The sequence below is a fragment of the Roseivirga sp. YIW32 genome (assembly GCF_057219245.1).
Map to the genome: position 1 here is coordinate 130710 of NZ_JBXVVG010000001.1, position 19629 is coordinate 150338.

32 protein-coding genes are annotated in these 19629 nt (G+C 42.1%); 30 read left to right on the top strand and 2 right to left on the bottom strand.

The window, feature by feature from the left end:
- The first annotated feature begins 2 nt into the window (after window positions 1-2).
- The 30 genes from rpsC to AC2D6U_RS00785 all read left to right on the top strand — a co-directional run bounded on the left by rpsC (window position 3) and on the right by AC2D6U_RS00785 (window position 17585).
- Window positions 3-722: a 30S ribosomal protein S3 gene (gene rpsC / locus AC2D6U_RS00640; RefSeq protein ID WP_484718999.1), complete on the top strand. Its 720-nt coding sequence runs from the start codon at window positions 3-5 to the stop codon at window positions 720-722.
- A gap of 23 nt (window positions 723-745) precedes the next feature.
- Window positions 746-1165 (top strand): 50S ribosomal protein L16, encoded by a 420-nt coding sequence (gene rplP, locus AC2D6U_RS00645; protein WP_484719000.1) that lies wholly within the window; start codon window positions 746-748, stop codon window positions 1163-1165.
- A gap of 2 nt (window positions 1166-1167) precedes the next feature.
- Window positions 1168-1362, top strand: a complete 195-nt coding sequence (gene rpmC, locus AC2D6U_RS00650; protein ID WP_484719001.1) for a 50S ribosomal protein L29 — start codon at window positions 1168-1170, stop codon at window positions 1360-1362.
- A gap of 7 nt (window positions 1363-1369) precedes the next feature.
- Window positions 1370-1627 (top strand): 30S ribosomal protein S17, encoded by a 258-nt coding sequence (gene rpsQ, locus AC2D6U_RS00655; protein ID WP_484719002.1) that lies wholly within the window; start codon window positions 1370-1372, stop codon window positions 1625-1627.
- Window positions 1628-1629: 2 nt separating this feature from the next.
- Window positions 1630-1998 carry a 50S ribosomal protein L14 gene (rplN, locus tag AC2D6U_RS00660; protein WP_484719003.1) on the top strand — a complete coding sequence of 123 codons (369 nt, stop codon included), beginning with the start codon at window positions 1630-1632 and terminating at the stop codon, window positions 1996-1998.
- A 2-nt stretch (window positions 1999-2000) separates the two neighbouring features.
- Window positions 2001-2345 carry a 50S ribosomal protein L24 gene (gene rplX / locus AC2D6U_RS00665; RefSeq protein ID WP_484719004.1) on the top strand — a complete coding sequence of 115 codons (345 nt, stop codon included), beginning with the start codon at window positions 2001-2003 and terminating at the stop codon, window positions 2343-2345.
- Complete coding sequence (rplE, locus tag AC2D6U_RS00670; RefSeq protein ID WP_484719005.1) at window positions 2338-2895, top strand: 50S ribosomal protein L5; 558 nt, start codon at window positions 2338-2340, stop codon at window positions 2893-2895. Before rplX ends, rplE begins: the two co-directional genes overlap by 8 nt.
- A 5-nt stretch (window positions 2896-2900) precedes the next feature.
- Window positions 2901-3170: a 30S ribosomal protein S14 gene (rpsN, locus tag AC2D6U_RS00675; RefSeq protein ID WP_484719006.1), complete on the top strand. Its 270-nt coding sequence runs from the start codon at window positions 2901-2903 to the stop codon at window positions 3168-3170.
- Window positions 3171-3313: 143 nt separating this feature from the next.
- Window positions 3314-3709, top strand: a complete 396-nt coding sequence (rpsH, locus tag AC2D6U_RS00680; protein ID WP_484719007.1) for a 30S ribosomal protein S8 — start codon at window positions 3314-3316, stop codon at window positions 3707-3709.
- A 14-nt stretch (window positions 3710-3723) separates the two neighbouring features.
- Window positions 3724-4278 (top strand): 50S ribosomal protein L6, encoded by a 555-nt coding sequence (gene rplF / locus AC2D6U_RS00685; protein ID WP_484719008.1) that lies wholly within the window; start codon window positions 3724-3726, stop codon window positions 4276-4278.
- A gap of 8 nt (window positions 4279-4286) precedes the next feature.
- A complete protein-coding gene (gene rplR / locus AC2D6U_RS00690) occupies window positions 4287-4631 on the top strand; it encodes a 50S ribosomal protein L18 (protein ID WP_484719009.1) in 345 nt (114 codons plus the stop codon).
- 5 nt (window positions 4632-4636) lie between these two features.
- Window positions 4637-5155 (top strand): 30S ribosomal protein S5, encoded by a 519-nt coding sequence (gene rpsE, locus AC2D6U_RS00695; RefSeq protein ID WP_484719010.1) that lies wholly within the window; start codon window positions 4637-4639, stop codon window positions 5153-5155.
- 7 nt (window positions 5156-5162) lie between these two features.
- Window positions 5163-5342 (top strand): 50S ribosomal protein L30, encoded by a 180-nt coding sequence (gene rpmD, locus AC2D6U_RS00700; RefSeq protein WP_484719011.1) that lies wholly within the window; start codon window positions 5163-5165, stop codon window positions 5340-5342.
- Window position 5343: 1 nt separating this feature from the next.
- Entirely contained in the window at window positions 5344-5790 is a 447-nt protein-coding gene (gene rplO, locus AC2D6U_RS00705; protein WP_484719012.1) for a 50S ribosomal protein L15, read from the top strand.
- 3 nt (window positions 5791-5793) lie between these two features.
- Entirely contained in the window at window positions 5794-7122 is a 1329-nt protein-coding gene (gene secY, locus AC2D6U_RS00710; protein ID WP_484719013.1) for a preprotein translocase subunit SecY, read from the top strand.
- A 1-nt stretch (window position 7123) separates the two neighbouring features.
- Window positions 7124-7897: a type I methionyl aminopeptidase gene (gene map / locus AC2D6U_RS00715; protein WP_484719014.1), complete on the top strand. Its 774-nt coding sequence runs from the start codon at window positions 7124-7126 to the stop codon at window positions 7895-7897.
- Between the two features lies 1 nt (window position 7898).
- A complete protein-coding gene (infA, locus tag AC2D6U_RS00720; protein ID WP_069835056.1) occupies window positions 7899-8117 on the top strand; it encodes a translation initiation factor IF-1 in 219 nt (72 codons plus the stop codon).
- A gap of 6 nt (window positions 8118-8123) precedes the next feature.
- Complete coding sequence (ykgO, locus tag AC2D6U_RS00725) at window positions 8124-8240, top strand: type B 50S ribosomal protein L36 (RefSeq protein WP_084375668.1); 117 nt, start codon at window positions 8124-8126, stop codon at window positions 8238-8240.
- Window positions 8241-8242: 2 nt separating this feature from the next.
- Window positions 8243-8620 (top strand): 30S ribosomal protein S13, encoded by a 378-nt coding sequence (gene rpsM / locus AC2D6U_RS00730; protein ID WP_484719015.1) that lies wholly within the window; start codon window positions 8243-8245, stop codon window positions 8618-8620.
- Window positions 8621-8656: 36 nt separating this feature from the next.
- A complete protein-coding gene (gene rpsK, locus AC2D6U_RS00735; RefSeq protein ID WP_484719016.1) occupies window positions 8657-9049 on the top strand; it encodes a 30S ribosomal protein S11 in 393 nt (130 codons plus the stop codon).
- An 18-nt stretch (window positions 9050-9067) separates the two neighbouring features.
- Window positions 9068-9673, top strand: a complete 606-nt coding sequence (gene rpsD / locus AC2D6U_RS00740; protein ID WP_484719017.1) for a 30S ribosomal protein S4 — start codon at window positions 9068-9070, stop codon at window positions 9671-9673.
- 31 nt (window positions 9674-9704) lie between these two features.
- Entirely contained in the window at window positions 9705-10694 is a 990-nt protein-coding gene (locus AC2D6U_RS00745) for a DNA-directed RNA polymerase subunit alpha (protein ID WP_484719018.1), read from the top strand.
- Between the two features lie 3 nt (window positions 10695-10697).
- Window positions 10698-11312 (top strand): 50S ribosomal protein L17, encoded by a 615-nt coding sequence (gene rplQ, locus AC2D6U_RS00750; protein ID WP_484719019.1) that lies wholly within the window; start codon window positions 10698-10700, stop codon window positions 11310-11312.
- Between the two features lie 359 nt (window positions 11313-11671).
- Entirely contained in the window at window positions 11672-12595 is a 924-nt protein-coding gene (locus AC2D6U_RS00755; RefSeq protein ID WP_484719020.1) for a fatty acid desaturase family protein, read from the top strand.
- A gap of 157 nt (window positions 12596-12752) precedes the next feature.
- Window positions 12753-13862: a glutamine-hydrolyzing carbamoyl-phosphate synthase small subunit gene (gene carA / locus AC2D6U_RS00760; RefSeq protein ID WP_484719021.1), complete on the top strand. Its 1110-nt coding sequence runs from the start codon at window positions 12753-12755 to the stop codon at window positions 13860-13862.
- A gap of 13 nt (window positions 13863-13875) precedes the next feature.
- Window positions 13876-15165, top strand: coding sequence for a phosphopyruvate hydratase (gene eno / locus AC2D6U_RS00765; protein WP_484719022.1), 1290 nt, complete (start codon window positions 13876-13878; stop codon window positions 15163-15165).
- A 284-nt stretch (window positions 15166-15449) separates the two neighbouring features.
- The gene (locus AC2D6U_RS00770; protein WP_484719023.1) at window positions 15450-15749 is read left to right on the top strand and encodes an FtsB family cell division protein; all 300 of its coding nucleotides are present in this window, start codon (window positions 15450-15452) and stop codon (window positions 15747-15749) included.
- 51 nt (window positions 15750-15800) lie between these two features.
- Window positions 15801-16400, top strand: coding sequence for a hypothetical protein (locus AC2D6U_RS00775; protein WP_484719024.1), 600 nt, complete (start codon window positions 15801-15803; stop codon window positions 16398-16400).
- 147 nt (window positions 16401-16547) lie between these two features.
- Window positions 16548-17018 carry a hypothetical protein gene (locus AC2D6U_RS00780; protein ID WP_484719025.1) on the top strand — a complete coding sequence of 157 codons (471 nt, stop codon included), beginning with the start codon at window positions 16548-16550 and terminating at the stop codon, window positions 17016-17018.
- An 18-nt stretch (window positions 17019-17036) separates the two neighbouring features.
- Entirely contained in the window at window positions 17037-17585 is a 549-nt protein-coding gene (locus AC2D6U_RS00785) for a hypothetical protein (RefSeq protein WP_484719026.1), read from the top strand.
- Here the strand turns inward: AC2D6U_RS00785 and AC2D6U_RS00790 are convergent.
- Together AC2D6U_RS00790 and AC2D6U_RS00795 are read right to left on the bottom strand one after the other, a co-directional pair.
- The gene (locus AC2D6U_RS00790) at window positions 17580-18656 is read right to left on the bottom strand and encodes an Ldh family oxidoreductase (protein WP_484719027.1); all 1077 of its coding nucleotides are present in this window, start codon (window positions 18654-18656) and stop codon (window positions 17580-17582) included. The two genes, AC2D6U_RS00785 and AC2D6U_RS00790, sit on opposite strands and share 6 nt — an antisense overlap.
- A gap of 8 nt (window positions 18657-18664) precedes the next feature.
- On the bottom strand, window positions 18665-19603 hold the full coding sequence (locus AC2D6U_RS00795; protein WP_484719028.1) for a Ppx/GppA phosphatase family protein: 939 nt from the start codon (window positions 19601-19603) through the stop codon (window positions 18665-18667).
- Window positions 19604-19629: the final 26 nt, after the last annotated feature.

The following is a 19629-nucleotide window of genomic DNA, read 5'->3' on the forward strand; positions in this document are numbered from 1 at the left end:
ACATGGGACAGAAAGTTAACCCTGTAGGTCTAAGATTAGGTATCGTAAGAGGCTGGGACTCTAACTGGTACGGTGGAAAAGATTTTTCTAGTGCATTGGTCGAAGACCAAGAGATCAGAAAATACATCAATGCCAGAATACCTAAAGGCGGGATCTCAAAAATAATTATCGAGCGAACAATCAAAAGAATCACCATAACTGTACACACCGCTCGTCCGGGTGTTGTGATCGGTAAAGGAGGTCAGGAAGTTGATCGTATTAAAGAGGAATTGAAAAAGCTTACAAGCAAGGATGTGCAAATCAATATTTTTGAGATCAAGCGTCCTGAATTAGATGCCAAGCTTGTCGGTGAATCAATAGCACAACAGCTTCAGGCAAGGATTTCTTATAGAAGAGCCATGAAGCAAGCCATCGCTTCTGCTATTAGAGTAGGCGCAGAGGGTATCAAGATCAAGTGTTCAGGTAGATTAGGTGGTGCTGAAATGGCACGTACCGAAATGTACAAAGAAGGTAGAATTCCTTTGCACACATTGAGAGCTGATATCGACTATGCCATTTCTGAAGCAGATACGGTTTATGGCAAAATCGGAATTAAAGTATGGATCTTCAAAGGTGAGGTTTACGGTAAAAGAGATCTTTCTCCTAACGTAGGCGCTTCTAACAACAGCATGGGTAACCGTGGTGGAGGTGGTAGAAGACCTAACCGTAGAAACAAGAAGTAATCGCCTTTTAAAAAGAAGAAAAGATGTTACAGCCAAAGAGAACTAAGTTTAGAAAGATGCAGAAGGGCAGAGTGAAGGGAATCGCGCAGCGAGGCCACACTTTATCTTTCGGTACATTCGGCATCAAGGCATTAGAGCCAGGTTGGATCACAAGTCGTCAAATTGAGGCGGCTCGTATTGCAATGACCAGGGCTATGAAGCGACAAGGTCAGGTTTGGATCAGGATCTTCCCTGACAAACCGATCACAAAAAAGCCTGCAGAAGTAAGGATGGGTAAAGGTAAGGGTGCACCAGATTACTGGGTGGCCGTTGTCAAGCCGGGTACAATCCTTTTTGAATCTTCAGGTGTAGACATGGAGCTTGCGAAGGAGTCATTGAGACTTGCAGAACAGAAGCTTCCGATCTCTACAAAATTTGTTGTACGCAGAGATTACATTGGATAGATATGAAAAACTCAGAGATCAAAGCACTCTCATTAGAAGAGTTGAACGAAAAGCTTAAGGCTGAGCAAGACAACTTGAACAAGTTGAATTTTGCACATGCGATTTCTCCTATCGAGAATCCGATGAAGATCCGACAGTCAAAGAAAATGATTGCCAGATTGCAGACTGAATTAAGGGCAAAAGAACTGGCTAAATAAAAATATCATGGAGACCAGAAATCTTAGAAAAGAGAGAGTGGGTGTAGTAACGAGTAACAAAATGGATAAATCCATTACCGTGAAAGTTGAACGAAAGGAAAAGCACCCTATCTATGGTAAGTTCGTGAAGAAGACTACCAAATTTGCGGCTCATGACGAAAACAATGATTGCGGTATCGGTGATACTGTGAAAATCATGGAAACTCGTCCGCTGAGCAAGAATAAGCGCTGGAGACTAGTAGAAGTTATTGAAAGAGCGAAGTAATCATGATCAGACAAGAAAGTAGATTAAATGTTGCTGACAACAGTGGTGCCAAAGAAGTTTTGGTCATCAGAGTGTTAGGTGGTACAAAGAAAAAGTACGCATCAGTAGGCGATAAGATCGTTGTAACTGTCAAGTCTGCTCATTCTTCTTCAAGCTTGAAGAAAGGTACAGTGTCAAAAGCTGTTATCGTTCGAACCAAGAAAGAAGTAAGAAGAAAAGATGGCTCTTACATTAGATTCGAAGACAACGCAGCGGTATTGCTGAACCAAAACGACGAACCAAGAGGTACTCGTATGTTTGGTCCTGTGGCGAGAGAATTGCGTGAAAAGCAATTCATGAAAATTGTTTCATTGGCTCCTGAAGTATTGTAAATATGAAAGTGCAAGAAAATAAAGCGAAGCTTTATATCAGAAAAGGAGACACTGTCAAAGTGATCTCTGGAAACTCAAAAGGGAAATCTGGTAAAGTATTGGAAGTATTTCCTGCGAAATACAGAGCCATTGTAGAGGGTGTCAATGTAGTGTCTAAGCACACGAAGCCATCGGCAACCAATCCAAATGGTGGTATTGAGAAGACAGAGGCTTCGATCCACATTTCAAACCTTATGGTGGTAGATCCTTCTACAGGTGAAGCAACCAGAGTCGGAAGAAAAGCCGACGAGAATGGAAAATTAGTTCGTTACGCTAAAAAATCTGGGGAGGTAATCAAAAATGGCTAATCCGAGATTAAAAGATATGTACATCAACGATGTAGTACCTGCTTTGAAAGAGAAGTTCGAGTACACATCAGTTATGCAAGTGCCTAAGGTCACCAAAGTAGTGGTGAATAAAGGTATTGGTGCTGCAGTTGCCGACAAGAAATTGATCGATGTAGGAGTAGAGGAATTGTCTACGATCACTGGTCAGAAGGCGGTGGCTACAATTGCTAAGAATTCGATCTCAAACTTTAAGTTGAGAGAAGGAATGCCAATTGGTGCACGAGTGACCTTGCGAGGTGACAAAATGTATGAGTTCATGGACAGGCTGTTGAACATTGCACTTCCTCGAGTAAGAGATTTTAGAGGTGTGAAGGACAAAGGCTTTGACGGACGTGGTAACTATACATTGGGTGTCAAGGAGCAGATCATCTTCCCTGAGATCTCTATCGATAAGGTAAATAAGATCTCTGGAATGGACATCACTTTTGTGACCACGGCTAATTCAGATGAAGAAAGTTATGAATTGCTAAAAGCGTTGGGTATGCCTTTCGCTTCAGGCAAGAAAAATTAATTGCAATGGCTAGAGAAGCAGTAAAAGCAAGAGAAAGAAAAAGACAAAGGCTAGTAGCGCGCTACGCTGAAAAAAGAGCTCAGTTAAAAGCTGAAGGTGATTATGTTGGCTTGGATAAATTACCAAGAAACTCATCTCCAGTACGATTGCACAACAGATGCAAGCTAACGGGTAGACCTAAAGGATACATGAGAAAGTTTGGTATCTCTAGGGTGACTTTCAGAGAAATGGCGTCAGCAGGAAAAATCCCTGGCGTAACAAAAGCGAGCTGGTAAGTTTACCAGCCTTTTATTTATCGATATTAATTAATACCTTTGCAGGCCTGTTTCAGGCCGGAAGGTATTTACTTTTATAAAATGACCTATAGCTGGGAGATATCGCCAGAATAGGAACCGCAAATGCGGCAAAAAATTAACTTATGACTGATCCAATAGCAGATTATCTAACAAGATTAAGGAACGCCATCAAGGCGAACCATCGCGTAGTTGATATTCCAGCTTCTAAAATGAAGAAGGAGATCACGAGGGTGTTGCACGAAAAGGGCTACATCTTGAACTACAAGTTTGAAGAAAATGGTCCTCAAGGCAATATCAAGATTGCATTGAAGTATAACCCATCTACAAAATTACCTGCCATCGAAAACCTGCAAAGAATTTCTAAGCCTGGTTTGAGAAAATACGCGGGTGCAGAGAACCTTCCAAGAGTAATTAATGGCCTCGGTATTGCCATTGTTTCTACTTCAAAAGGTGTGATGACAGATAAAGAAGCAAGATCGCTTCATATCGGTGGCGAAGTATTGTGTCAAGTTTATTAAGAGGAGGGAAGAAAATGTCAAGAATCGGAAATAAACCAATCGAGCTGCCACAAGGCGTTACATTGGAAGTTGCGAAAGATAATACGGTCACTGTAAAAGGACCAAAGGGTGAATTGACGCAAGAAGTCAATCCGGATATCATCATCAAGATAGAGGATGGAATCTGTACGGTGCAACGTCCTACTGAGCAAAAAAGACACAAAGCCCTACACGGTTTGTACAGATCATTGATCTCGAATATGGTGATCGGTGTTAGCGAAGGTTACACCAAAGCCCTAGAGTTGGTGGGTGTTGGTTACAAAGCAAGTGTTGCGGATAATGTAGTGGAATTGAACCTTGGTTACTCACACAACATTTACTTACAAGTTCCGGCAGAGGTGAAGGCGTCTGCTAAAATGGAAAAAGGTAAGAATCCAATTGTTGAATTGGAGGGTATGGATAAGGCCTTGATCGGTCAAGTAGCTGCGAAGCTTAGAGAACTGAGAAAAATCGAGCCTTACAAAGGTAAAGGGGTACGTTTTGTTGGTGAGCAAATTAGAAGAAAAGCAGGTAAGACTGCTGCTAAATAATAAGAGGTATGGCTTTAAGTAAAAGTAGACTTAGAATTAAAAAGGGTATCAGAAATAAAATTTCTGGAACTGCTGATAGGCCTAGGATTTCTGTATTCAAGAGTAATACAAGTATCTATGCCCAAATCATCGATGATGAAAAAGGACATACCTTGGCATACGCTTCTTCTAAAGAAGTGAGTGACAAACAGAATACCGATCAGAGCATCTCGAAAGAGGTGGGCAAGAAGCTAGCTGAGAAAGCAGCTGCGAACGGTATTGTTGATGTAGTATTTGATAGAAACGGATATATCTACCACGGTAATGTGAAGGCTTTGGCTGAAGGTGCCAGAGAAGGTGGACTTAAATTTTAATCGAGATGAGCCAAAAATTAAGTAGATCATTAAAAGCGAGTGAGATCGATTTGACCGAAAAGGTCGTAGCGATCAAGCGTGTAGCTAAAGTTGTAAAAGGTGGTAGAAGATTCAGCTTTTCAGCAATCGTAGTAGTAGGTGACGGTGAAGGTGTTGTGGGATACGGATTGGGTAAAGCCAATGAGGTAACTGATGCAATCACCAAAGGAATTGACGATGCCAAGAAGAACTTGGTGAAAGTGCCGATTTTGAAAGGGACTGTTCCTCACGAAACGATTGGAAAGTATGGCGGAGGTCACGTATTAGTGAAGCCGGCTTCTGAAGGTACCGGTGTAATTGCTGGTGGTGCGATGCGTGCTGTATTTGAATCAGCAGGTATTCATAATGTGCTTGCAAAATCTAAAGGTTCTTCTAACCCTCACAACGTGGTGAAGGCAACTTTCGATGCATTATTGAAAATGAGAGATCCTTATACAGTAGCTCAACAAAGAGGTGTTGAATTGGATAAAGTTTTTAACGGTTAAGAAAGAGATGGGCAAGGTTATTATCACGCAAGTTAAAAGCACAATTAAAAAATCTGAAAGGCAGAAGAGAACAATCGAAGCCTTAGGATTAGGAAAGATCAACAGGTCTGTAGAGGTAGAATTGACTCCTCAAGTAGCAGGCATGATCAACAAGGTAAGTCATTTGGTATCTGTAAAGGAAGCATAAGATGAAACTGAATACACTAAAACCTGCTGAAGGTTCAGTAAAAAGTAATAAGAGAATCGGTAGAGGTCAAGGCTCTGGTAAAGGAGGGACGTCGACAAGAGGTCATAAAGGTGCCAAGTCTAGATCTGGTTACTCAAGGAAGTCTGGTTTTGAAGGCGGTCAAATGCCTTTGCAAAGACGTGTTCCTAAGTTTGGTTTCACCAACCCGAATAGGGTGGAATACAAAGCCATTAACTTAGATACCTTACAAGAATTAGCAGATAATGCGAAAGTGAGTGCCATTACCATCGAAACATTGATGGAGCATGGCTTAGCTCAAAAAAATGACTTGATCAAGGTATTGGGTAGAGGCGAATTGAAAGCAAAGGTCGATGTCACGGCTCACAAATTTTCTGCGTCTGCGGCTGCGGCCATAGAAAAACTAGGTGGAACCGCTACAACGCTCTAAAGCATGAAGAAATTCATTACAACCATAAAGAACATTTTTGCAATTGAAGAGCTGAGGAATAGAATTCTAGCGACGCTAGGTTTCTTAGTGATTTTTAGATTAGGCTCTTTTGTTGTACTCCCAGGTGTCGATCCAACCCAATTAACGGATACGGACAGTGGCATCTTGGGTATATTAAACACATTGCTAGGAGGGTCTTTCTCAAGAGCCTCCATCTTTGGTTTGGGTATTATGCCTTACATCTCTGCATCCATTGTGATCCAGTTGATGACGGTAGCAGTACCTAGTTTCCAAAAGATGCAAAAAGAAGGTGAGTCTGGACGCAAGAAGCTGACGCAGATCACGAGAGTGTTGACCATTTTGGTGACGCTAGCGCAGTCTGTGGGTTATCTTCAGGTGACCATTCCTGCCGAGGCGATTTCGCCAACTTTGAATCCAACGTTATTCATGATCTCTTCGATGATCTTGTTGACTTCGGGTACAATGTTCTGTATGTGGTTGGGTGAAAAGATTACTGACAAAGGTATCGGAAATGGTATCTCTATGTTGATCATGATCGGTATCATTTCAAGTTTGCCTGGTGCAGCTTGGTTCGAATTCGTGACAACCAATGGTATCAGTAGAGCTTTATTCTCACTTGTTGAAGTATTGGTGTTGTTCGGTGTTGTGATGGTAACTGTTGCTTTGGTGCAGGCTACCCGTCGTATTCCTGTTCAGTACGCTAAACAAGTGGTTGGAGGAAAAGTATACGGCGGTCAGCGTCAGTTCATTCCACTCAAAGTGAATGCATCGGGTGTCATGCCGATCATCTTTGCTCAGGCATTAATGATCTTGCCAACCTTGATCGGTCAAGTGTGGGCTGATACGAATGAATTCTGGAACAACGTGACGAATGCATTTGCTAATCCGTATTCATGGCAGTACAATGTAGTATTTGCTGTGTTGATCATAGCGTTTACTTTCTTCTATACTGCCATCACGGTGAATCCGGCCAGTATGGCGGACGATTTGAAACGCAATGGTGGTTTTATTCCGGGCATTAAGCCGGGTAGACCAACGTCAGAATTTATTGGTGATGTAATCGATAAGATCACATTACCTGGATCCATCTTTTTATCTCTCATTGCCGTGTTACCAACATTTGCCTATTTGGCCGGTGTGGGTCAGCAGTTCTCTTACTTCTATGGAGGTACGTCATTGTTGATCATGGTAGGGGTGATTTTGGATACCTTACAACAAATTGAAAGTTACTTGCTGATGCGTCATTATGAAGGCATGATGAAGTCTGGCAAGATGAGAGGAAGATCTCAGAATGTAGCTGTTGCTTCATAAGATGATCTTCTATAAAACAGAAGACGAAATACAATTGATCCGTGAGAGTGCTGAAATACTCGGCAAAGCACACGGTGAAGTGGCCAAACACGTTAGGCCAGGCATAAAAACAAAGGATCTAGATAAAATCGCTGAAGAGTTTATCAAAGATCATGGGGCAAAAGCTTCCTTTAAAGGATATAATGGCTTTCCCGCAACACTTTGTATTTCTCCGAACGACCAAGTTGTTCATGGAATACCAGGTGAAGAAGAATTGAAAGACGGTGATATAATCTCTATAGATTGTGGAGTCTACTACAAAGGTTTTCATAGCGATAGCGCTTATACTTACCCCGTAGGAGACGTTTCCCAAGAGACTTTATCACTGTTGCAAGCAACGAAGGAGTCGTTGTATGTAGGTATTGAAGAGGCCAAGTTTGGCAACCGAATTGGTGATTTAGCCTTTGCCATCCAGCAATATGTGGAAGACAGAGGTTACACTGTGGTGAGAGAGTTAGTGGGACATGGTTTAGGCCGTAATCTCCACGAGTCACCTGAGGTACCGAACTACGGTAAACGAGGACGGGGTCCGAAGTTGAACGAAGGACTTGTGATCGCCATCGAGCCGATGGTGAATTTAGGCACAAGGAGCATTGTTCAGGAGAACGACGGGTGGACGATAAGGACGAAAGACCGCAAACCCTCAGCTCATTTTGAGCACACCGTGGCCATATTCAAGGATAGAACAGAAATATTAACAACTCATAAATACATAGAAGAAGTTGTAAAAATATAATATGGCGAAACAAGGATCTATAGAACAGGACGGTACCATTGTCGAAGCGCTACCTAACGCAACGTTTAGAGTGGAGCTGGAGAATGGTCACATAGTATTGGCGCATATCTCAGGAAAGATGAGAATGCACTACATCAAAATTTTACCGGGTGACAAGGTGAAATTGGAGATGTCTCCATATGATTTAACAAAAGGAAGAATTACTTACAGATATAAATAAAGAGCAATGAAAGTAAAAGCGTCAATCAAAAAGCGTAGCGCTGATTGCAAGATCATCCGTAGGAATGGCAAGTTGTACGTGATTAACAAAAAGAATCCTAGATTCAAACAAAGACAAGGATAATTATGGCAAGGATTTCAGGAGTAGATATTCCAGATCACAAAAGAGCAGAGATCGGTTTGACATACATCTTCGGTATTGGAAGAAGTAGATCGAATTATATTCTAGGCAAAGCCGGTGTTGACATCAATACCAAGATTGGTGATCTAGATGATGAGCAGCAAAAAGCGATCAGAAACATCATTAGTGAAGAGTTCAAGATCGAAGGTGTGTTAAAGTCAGAGGTGCAATTGAACATCAAGCGTTTGATGGACATCGGTTGTTACAGAGGGTTAAGACACAGAAAAGGTTTACCGGTTCGTGGTCAGCATACCAAGAACAACTCTAGAACTAGAAAAGGTAAGAGAAAGACTGTTGCGAACAAGAAGAAAGCAACTAAGTAATTGGTGAGTTTTTAATGCCGATAAAGAATAGTTAAGATGGCTCAAAAAAGAAAAGATAAAGCGAAGAAGAGAGTAGTGCAAGTTGAGGCCCTAGGCCAAGCGCATATTAAAGCGTCGTTCAACAACATTATCATCTCTTTGACCAACCAACAAGGGCAAGTGATCTCTTGGGCTTCTGCCGGTAAAATGGGATTCAAAGGTTCTAAAAAGAACACTCCTTATGCTGCGCAAATGGCTGCACAAGATTGTGCCCAGAAAGCTTATGAACTTGGACTTAGAAAAGTTGAAGTATTTGTAAAAGGCCCAGGTGCCGGAAGAGAATCTGCGATCAGAACGATCCAGAATTCAGGTATCGAGGTGACTGTGATCAGAGATGTGACTCCATTACCACACAATGGTTGTCGTCCTCCAAAACGTAGAAGAGTTTAATTAAGAAAGTAAAGAGTAATGGCAAGATATAGAGGTCCTAAGGCAAAAATTGCGAGACGTTTCAACGAACCGATTTTTGGTCATAGCAAAGCATTACAAAAGAAAGCATATCCTCCGGGACAACACGGTAGAGGAAGAAGAAGAAAGCAATCGGAATATGCTGTCCAGTTAATGGAAAAACAAAAGGCGAAATACACTTATGGTGTACTCGAAAGACAATTTGCCAATTTGTTTGAAAAGGCATCGGCAAGATCAGGTATTACAGGTGAGATCTTACTTCAATTATTGGAAGCAAGATTGGACAATGTGGTATACAGACTTGGTATTGCTAGAACAAGAAGAGGAGCAAGACAATTGGTTTCTCATAAGCATATCACCGTCAATGGTGAGATCGTAAACATTCCATCATACCATTTACAACCTGGTGATGTAGTGGGTGTTAGAGAGAAATCAAAATCATTAGAGGCTATCACTGATAGCTTAGCAGGCAACAGCACATCAAAATACCCTTGGTTGCAGTGGAATTCATCTGAAATGAATGGTAGCATGGTAAATGTGCCAAGCAGAGAAGATATTCCTGAGAACATCAAGGAGCAGCTGATCGTCGAGCTTTACTCTAAATAATCTATTTGAAACCTTTAAACAAATAAAGTATATGTCAATACTAGCATTTCAAATCCCGGAGAAAGTGGTGATGGAGAAGGCAGACGATTTTCACGGTCTGTTCACTTTTAAGCCCCTTGAAAAAGGTTACGGGGTTACTATTGGTAATGCATTGAGAAGGATCCTTCTATCGTCATTAGAAGGATACGCAATCACTGGCATTAAAATACCTAGTGTATTGCACGAATTCTCAACCATTGAAGGTGTTGTGGAGGATGTGTCTGAGATCATCCTGAACTTGAAAAAAGTAAGGTTCAAGAAGATATCTGATACAGTAGATAATAAGATCAATGTGGTGATCGAAGGACAGAGTAAATTCACTGCTGGTGATATCGGCAAATTCACTTCTGCATTCGAGATCCTTAATCCAGACGACTTGGTGTGTAACCTAGACCCAAAAGTTAAATTCGAAATTGAATTGACTGTTGAAAAGGGTAGAGGATATGTGCCTTCTGAAGAAAATAGACCAACTGAGCAAGTATTCGGTAATATTCCGATCGATGCCATCTTTACACCAATAAAAAATGTAAAGTACAGTGTTGAGAACACACGTGTTGAGCAAAAGACTGACTATGAAATGTTGGTTTTGGATATCAAAACGGACGGTTCGATTCACCCGGAAAAAGCATTGCAAGGGGCCGCTCACATTCTAATTCAGCACTTCATGTTATTCTCTGATCAGAACATGATCTTAGAGACAGGTGCCTTGGATGAGCCTGAGCAGGTAGATGAAGAAATGCTTCACATGCGTAAGTTGTTGAAAACATCATTGAACGATCTTGATCTTTCAGTTAGAGCGTACAACTGCTTGAAAGCAGCAGATGTCCGTACCCTAGGTGATTTGGTAAGACTTGAGATTTCTGATATGATGAAGTTTAGAAACTTCGGTAAAAAGTCATTGGCTGAACTTGAGCAACTTGTCGCAGACAAGAACCTTACATTCGGCATGGACTTGGCAAAATATAAACTTGAAGAAGAGTAAGAGATGAGACACGGGAAGAAATTTAATCATTTAAGCAGAACAGCATCACATAGAAAGGCGATGCTTTCAAATATGGCTTCTTCTTTGATCCAGCATAAGAGAATCACGACTACTGTGGCCAAAGCGAAAGCTTTGAGAAAATATGTTGAGCCTTTGATCACAAAAGCAAAGACCGACAATACCCACTCTAGAAGAATGGTGTTCTCTTACTTGCAAGACAAAGATTCTGTATCTACCCTATTTAATGAAGTTGCTGAGAAAGTAGCATCAAGACCTGGGGGTTACACAAGAATCATCAAAACGGGTAATCGTCTAGGTGATAATGCAGACATGTGTATCATCGAATTGGTTGATTACAACGAGTTGCTTTTGGGTACTGACGAGAAATCTGCAGGTGCTAAAAAGTCGCGCAGAAGAAGAGGTGGAAAGAAAAAGGAGGAGTCAACGTCAGCTGTTGAGGCCCAAGTGGAAGAAACTGTTGTAGAAGCTCCTGTTGAAGAGGCAGCGGCAGAAGAGGTGGTTGCAGAGGATGTAGTTGAGGAAACTCCGGCTGCAGAAACTGAAGAAACTCCGGAAGCGTCTGCTGACGAATCTACTGAAGAAGAAAAGAAAGACTAAGCAAAGAGTTTTTCTATCATATAGAAGCCTCCCTATTCATAGGGAGGCTTTTTTTGTGTATTTACATATAATTTTGAAATTCACTTGGGAATGATGGAAGGAACGGTCATTTGTTGACTATCTTGCAAATGATGAAAAATTCATCACATATCTTAGAACCAACAAAATCATAACTTATCAAGCATCCAAAATTTTCAAGAGCAAAAGATATTGAGTTCGCTAAAGTGCTCAATCAACGTGTAAATAGGTATTTCAAAGACAATCGCATTTCCAAAAACGGGAACATCAGTATGTACCTTAAGACCACACTGATGATAAGTCTTTTTGCAGTTCCCTTGATTGTGATGAGCCTTGGTCTTGTGTCTAGCCCATGGGCGGTGTTTGTACTTTATTTACTAAGTGGTCTCGGAACTGCGGGCATCGGCATGTGTGTGATGCATGACGCGATCCATGGATCATATTCTACGAATAAGCTAGTCAACAACGTGTTGAGTTTAACTATGAACATGATCGGTGCGAATCGCACAGTCTGGCAAATTCAGCATAATGTACTGCATCATTCCTACACCAATATCAATGAGGCAGACAATGATTTAGATCAACCCTTCTTCTTACGCTTTGATCCGCATAAAGCGCATCATGCAATTCATAAATACCAGCACTATTACTTTTGGTTTTTTTATGGGCTTTCAACGCTTTCGTGGATCACCGCGAAGGACTTTGTGAAAATGAGCCAATTCAAAAAAATGGGGTTCTTGAATAAGGAAGGGGAATACGCACGTGCCCAATTGGGTGCTTTGGCGTGGAAACTCGTTTACTATGTTTATGCCTTGGTCTTACCGCTTACGATACTTCCGGTTAGTGCATGGGTGGTCGTCGTTTCTTTCATATCTATGCATTTTGTTACAGGTCTTGCCTTAGGCTTTGTTTTCCAAATGGCGCATATCATGCCGTCATTGGACTTTCCCGTGGCCGATGAGTCCGGTAAGGTAGACAATAACTGGACAGTGCATCAGCTATTGACCACAACGAATTTTTGTCCCAATAATAAACTATTCACATGGTTAGTTGGAGGACTTAACTATCAGGTAGAACACCATTTGTTACCCAACATTTGTCATGTGCACTACCATAAGTTAGCTCCTATCGTCAAACAAACAGCAGAGGAGTTTGGTATTCCATATCATTCGAAACCAACGTTAGCAGCAGCTTTCAACGATCACGTAAAGATGTTGTATTCACTCGGGAGACCTGAGGAAGAGGTACTGAGTGTTGCTTCATAATGTGTTTTGGATTTACGTTTTGGGTGGACACCTGCCTGCAATTGACTAGGCATGCCAGGTGCCGAGCCAAATACCTAAACATCCATCGCCCCGCTTTGACCCCATGAAAAACTCCCTTATTTTTGCATGATGCGAAAAATCGCACGCCCATCAAATTATGTCGCATAATCACAAGGAAAATCGTAAAAAGGCAGTATTACTCTTGGCAGACGGTTCACGTTTCGAGGGTACGGCCATTGGAAAAATTGGCACTACAGGAGGAGAGATCTGTTTCAACACGGGAATGACCGGTTATCAAGAGATCTACACAGACCCTTCTTACTATGGCCAAATTGTCGTGAATACAACCTCTCATATTGGAAACTATGGAGTCCGGGACGATGAACAGGAGTCTGCAAACCCTCAGATCAGAGGTCTGGTGGTCAATGATTTTTCTGATGACTTTAGCCGACCAACAGGTAGTGGTTCTTTACAGGCTTATCTGGAGGCGAATAACATAGTGGGTATTGCAGAACTGGATACGCGTTTGTTGGTTCGTCAAATCCGCGATAAAGGAGCCATGAATGCCATCATTTCATCTGAGGATCTTTCCGAGGAAGAGTTACAAAGAAAATTAGCAGAGGTGCCCGATATGTCAGGGCTTGAACTGTCCTCATTCGTGAGCACAACGGAACCTTACTTTGTGGGGGATGAGTCAGCAACCCACAAGGTGGCAGTACTCGACCTTGGGGTAAAGACGTCCATTCTAAAGCATTTAGCTACGAGAGGAACCTATCTGAAAGTATTTCCGGCAAAAACCAGCTTTAAAGAAATGGAGGCATGGGGCGCTGATGGTTATTTCTTATCCAATGGCCCTGGAGACCCATCGGCGATGGACTATGCTGTCGCTACGGCAAAAGAGATCATGGCCTCTGGTAAGCCTCTTTTTGGGATCTGTTTAGGGCATCAGATCATTTCATTGGCTTGTGGTGTGTCGACCTTCAAGATGCACAATGGTCATAGAGGCTTAAATCATCCGGTGAAAAACTTGGTGTCAGGCCGTTCCGAGGTGACTTCTCAGAATCATGGGTTTGCAGTCAGCAGGGAAGATGTTGAAAAATCAGATATCGTTGAGTTGACACACGTGAACTTGAATGACAATACCTGTGCAGGGATCAAGGTTAAGGGACAGAAAACGTTTTCCGTACAATATCACCCGGAGTCTAGTCCTGGTCCTCACGATTCTCGTTATTTGTTTGACGAGTTTATCAACCTTTTAAAATCTTAAAACAACAGCAGATATGAGCTTAATTGAAAGCATTCACGCACGTCAGATTCTTGATTCACGCGGTAATCCAACCGTAGAAGTTGATGTGATCACTGAAAATGGAATTTTGGGTAGAGCCGCCGTACCTTCAGGTGCTTCTACCGGTGCACACGAAGCAGTCGAGCTTCGAGACGGTGACAAGGATGTTTACCTTGGCAAAGGTGTAGAAAGGGCCGTTCAAAATGTTAATGATGCATTGGCCGCAGAACTTATTGGCTTTTCTGTTTTTGATCAAAACCTGATCGACAAGATCATGATCGAAGCAGACGGAACACCCAACAAAAGCAATTTAGGTGCTAATGCCATCTTAGGCGTGTCTTTAGCTGTAGCCAAAGCGGCAGCTGCTGAATTAGGCTTGCCACTTTATCGCTATGTAGGGGGTGTCAATGCGAACACATTACCTGTACCCATGATGAACATCATCAATGGAGGATCACATGCAGACAATTCCATTGACTTTCAAGAATTCATGATCATGCCGGTTGGAGCCGAAACCTTCAGCCAGGCAATTAGAATGGGAGCGGAGGTTTTTCATCATTTAAAGAAAGTACTTTCAAACAGAGGTTTGGCAACAAATGTCGGTGATGAAGGAGGCTTTGCTCCAAATCTTGGATCTGATGACGAAGCCTTGCAAGTGATTTCTGAGGCGGTGACTAATGCAGGGTACAAAGTAGGAGAAGATTTTGTCTACGCACTTGATGTCGCTTCTTCTGAGTTTTACTTGGCAGATGAAAAGGTATATTACTTCAAAGACTCTTCAGGGGAGAAAAAGACTCCTGTTCAGATGGCAGATTACTTGGCTGAACTCTCTGAGAGATATCCAATTGCTTCGATTGAAGACGGCATGTTCGAAGATGATTGGGAAGGATGGAAAGCACTTACAGAAAAGATTGGTGACAAGGTACAATTGGTAGGTGACGACTTGTTTGTAACGAATGTGGAAAGGCTTCAAAAAGGAATAGACAACGGAATTGCCAATTCCATTCTGATCAAAGTAAATCAGATCGGTACATTAACCGAAACCATAGAGGCGGTGAGTCTTGCCAATAGAAATGGCTATACTGCTGTGATGTCGCACAGATCTGGAGAAACAGAAGACAACACCATCGCTGATTTGGCCGTGGCTTTGAATACTGGACAAATTAAAACCGGTTCTGCCTCACGTTCAGATAGAATGGCAAAATATAACCAATTGCTTCGCATAGAGGAAGAATTGGGCGAGGTTGCTAAGTTTCCTGGACAGGACTTTAGAAAAGCGTATTAGTATCTAGTACTTAGACTAGAGTACATAGATTTAAGACAGAGCCCACTCAGTATTGAGTTGGGCTTTTCTTTTTAATCATTGGTCATCTTAAGCTCAATTCTTTCCCAAGCCTAAAGGGTGAGCTTAAACCAATTTATTCATTCTATTTCCTGCCTCCCAGCTTAAGCGTTGGTCATCTGTCATCCGTCACACGCACTACGTTTCACGCTTCGCCTGTCATCTCTCAAAAGACATCACGCATTATGCTCTTGACAAAATCAAAACTTTCTACCTATCTTTAGTACATGAAGCCTTTCACCAAGCTCCCTAAATTCACAAAGAATTTTTATTTTTTGTGTGGTCTCTTCTTCGTTATCTGGATGACACTCATTGATTCTAACGGTTTTATTGCCCAGTATCGTTTGAGTTCGAAGCTCAACGCGTTGGTTGCGCAAAAGGATTTTTACATCAACAAAAAGCAAGAGGTATTGAAAGATAGAGAAGAGCTGATGTCGAATAAAGCACTCTTAGAAAAGTATGCAAGAGAGCATTATTTGATGAAAAAACCCAGCGAAGACCTCTACGTCATTGTCGCGGATGAATGAAGATATTTTAAAAATTTGACCCTTTTTTAAGGGTTTTTTCGTTTTAGGACTATGCAAAAAATCTTATTCGCTATTTTCTTTATTTGCTGCTCTTGGAGTGTGCTTGAGGCGCAAGTGTATTATGAAGAGAACCCGCAACCCACTAAAGAGGCGGTGAAGGATAATTCTTTGAGCCATTTGTCCTTTGCCGAACGTTCATACTTCGGTGGAAATCTGGCCTTGAGCTTTGGAAGAAGCACGTACATTGACGTTTCTCCTTTGTGGGGCTACATGATCAATCGAAACCTGTCAGTTGGTGCTGGAGCCACCTACATTTATCTTTCTAGAGAGTATTATGATTTTGTAAGTAATCGAACCATTGACGTGAACAGTAGCCTTTATGGCGGACGCGGGTTCATGAGATATCGAATCTTTGACCAATACTATTTTCACTCAGAATTCGAGTCGATCAACAATGATGTTCCGAGATTGGATGGTTCTGGTCAGCTGACCAGAGATTGGGTGCCCGGATTGTTCTTGGGGGCGGGTATTTTCCAGCCCATTTTCAAGAGAGGTGGGGGCAGTATCTTTATTCTGTACAATGTGATCCATGATGACATCCGTTCGCCTTATGGAAGCCCATGGGTGATCAGAGCTGGATTTACTTTATAGCTTTTGAATGCTTGGTGCTTTTGAGTATTTTATTTAGAAACTTATAAACGCACTATGAAGTACTCATTGCTTTTTTTGTTGTTTTTTCTAGGAATTGCAGCTCGAGCATAAGCAAATTTTTCTCAAGATGATTCTGAAGACTCAGTTATGGCGCTCCCATTTAAAGAACGCTCTTCTATTGGGTTCGAAATATTTGGTTGGCCATTTCCTGATGATCAATTCTTGGATCTATGGCCAACCTTTTCTTATCAATTGACGAGTGATATTAAGGCAGGCGCTGGCCCTGTTTTTATTTATTCCAATAAGGATTACATCACAAGCAGTGGTGCTATTTTCAGGTTAGATCAGACCATGTATGGCCTAAGGTCTTACGCGACTTACAGAATAAGGAATCTAAAATTGAGAGCAGAGATCGAGGGTATTTATGGAAATGAGGTACAGATAAATGGAAGTTTTGTCAATCAATGGATTCCTTCTTTAAACCTGGGGGCAACTTTTGACGTAGGACTTTTTAGGATCAAAGGAGGTACGATATCCTATGTTTATAATCTTATGTATGATACCGAAAATGCACCATTGCCCACAAGAAATATTATGAGGTTTGGCTTTCATTTTTGATTAACGAGCTTGTTAGGTATGAATTCAAAGTCATTTATCATCTTAATGTTTTTTCTAATTCAAGCTTCTTTAAATGGGCAGGATTATTATAGCATAGAAGATGTAATTCAAGGTAATGAGCCTGAATCGAAATGGCTTATTGGTGGCTATGGTAATCTGCTGCCGCTTGAGCTAGGTCCTGAAGTAGCATATAAAATTACGGAAGGGTTTCATGCAGGAACAAGTTTTAGTTATATCTATTGGAGGAGAGATTTTAACTATCAAGGCCAACAGCGAAGCGATGCTACTAATTCCTGGAGCATAAGAGGCTTTGTTAGAAAGCAAATTTACCGACGATACCATGTCCGTCTGGAGTATGAACAAATGAATTTACAATATTTGGAACCTGTACCTAACGCTGAATTTGAAAGAATTTGGCAAACGGGATTCAACTTAGGAATTGAAGCCATGGACATCGAATTGTTTGGCGGTCACGCTTTCTCAGGTTTATATTGGAATGTATTGTACGACCAAGATCGTACAGCCTATATTCTCCCGCTTTCTCTCAGAGTTGGATTTTACTTATAAGGATTTTAAATCGAATCGTTGAGCGAGTCGATTTAAGTCATCTACAACAGGTCCTAAAAGATGTATTCCGTTTAATCTTCTTTCTTTTTCCATGGCACGTTCAGGGTCACCTGGGATGATAACGGGTTGATCTTGATCAACAGGTGTCGAGTTTCTAAATCTTCTGATCCAATTGTCCATATGATCTTTGAATTCATTTGCCGGACGGAAAGCATCCACGCGCATGGCTCCCATGAAATGTCCTAGCCCTTCACCCGGAGGATTTGCTGCAGGTTCTAGGTAAGCGACGAAAGGAGGAGCCCAAGGCCCATAGCTTGCCCCTGATAGCACCGCTGAAAATATATCGACAATGGATCCTAGAATATATCCTTTATGGCTTCCGTGTTCTCTATTGCCACCAAGCGGTAGCCAAGCGCCACCTTCTTTTACCCCATGAGCACTTGTCGTTTCATGCCCATCCTTGTCTTGAATCCATCCCAAAGGTGCCTCTCCACCTTTTCTTTGTAATACCTCCAACTTTCCATTAGCTGCCGGAGTCGTTGCGAAATCACCTACAAATGGGGGTTCCTCATTGGCTGGGATAGCCACAGCAATGGGGTTGGTTCCTAGTAGTCTTTCTTTAGAGAAAGTAGGTGAAACCAATGGACTGGCGTTGGTCATGCTCATGCCGATCATGTCATGTTTCACTGCCTCCAGTGCATGATAGCCGGCAATACCGTAGTGGTTTGAGTTTTTGACGGAGACCCATCCTGTCCCTGCATTTTTTGCCTTTTCAATCGCCACCTTCATTGCAAAAGGTGCCACAACCAGCCCTAAACCTGCGTCTCCATCAACAACGGCTGTGCTTGGCGTTTCATGGACAATCGATAGTGTTGGTGTGGCATTGATTCGCCCCTTTTCCCAGAGTCGAACATAGCCACTTAGTCGTGCGACACCATGAGAGTCGACGCCTCTTAGGTCGGCGGATAGGAGAGTGTCCGCTGCTGTTTTGGCTTGATCGGGTGGGCAACCCATGGCAGTAAATACTGCAAGAGAGAAGTCGTAAAGTTTTTGGTAGCTATAAGTTGTCATAACCAGGGTTAAGAGAGGGTTTGGGCAATGGGTTTTTGCTCACTTTCGTAAAGGAGTCCTTCTTTTAAGGCATAGGAAGAGGCAATGATCTCTTGGGCCTGCACAAGTTCGGTGACATAAGAAATGAGGCAGCTCGCCACCACGATCATATCTACCCGCATGGTAACCATTCCAGGGATAAGCAGCCTTTCTTCTTTATTTTTTATTAAGAGTTCTCGGTGGATTTCTCTATACGCATTGAAAGGCAAGTGTTGCACTATTTTTTCAGATCTTCTTTTTCCTGTGGCTTCATTATGAATGTCACATAAGGTATCGAAGGTGCCTGAGCAACCGATCAATGCATGCGGACGGTAGGCCTTAATGGCTGCCCTTAGTGGCGAAAGCTCACGGTCTAAGTAAGTAAAAAGTTCGGCTAAGGATTCCTTTGGCATTGGGTCCACACGATGAAACTGATCAAGCAGTCGTTGCGCTCCGATCTCAAAACTTTGTTTCCACAAAAGGTCCGAACCATTTCCGATAATGAACTCCACACTCCCTCCACCAATATCAACGATCAGCTTGTTTTCTGTTCCGATATCCATTGCTGCCTTCACGCCATTGTAGATCAATTCAGCCTCTCGGTTACCGTCAATGATCTGGATGGCAATGCCGGTTTCTTCCCTGATCTTTTCAACGAGTTCTTTTCCATTTTTTGCATTGCGAATGGCACTGGTGGCGATTCCCATTACTTCTTTTACTTCAAACTGGTCGATGATCTTTTTGTAAACCTTTAGCGTATGAAGCGCTCTTTTGATGGCATCTTTCGCGATTTTTCCTTGTGAGATGCCATTTTGACCTAATTTGACAGCAATTTTTTCCTTGTACAATGAGGTCAATTGGTCTTTGTTGATTTCTACGATAAAGAGGTGGAATGTATTCGTTCCCAGATCGATCACAGCTTTCCTCATTTCAAGATTCCCTCATTTTTGGATGG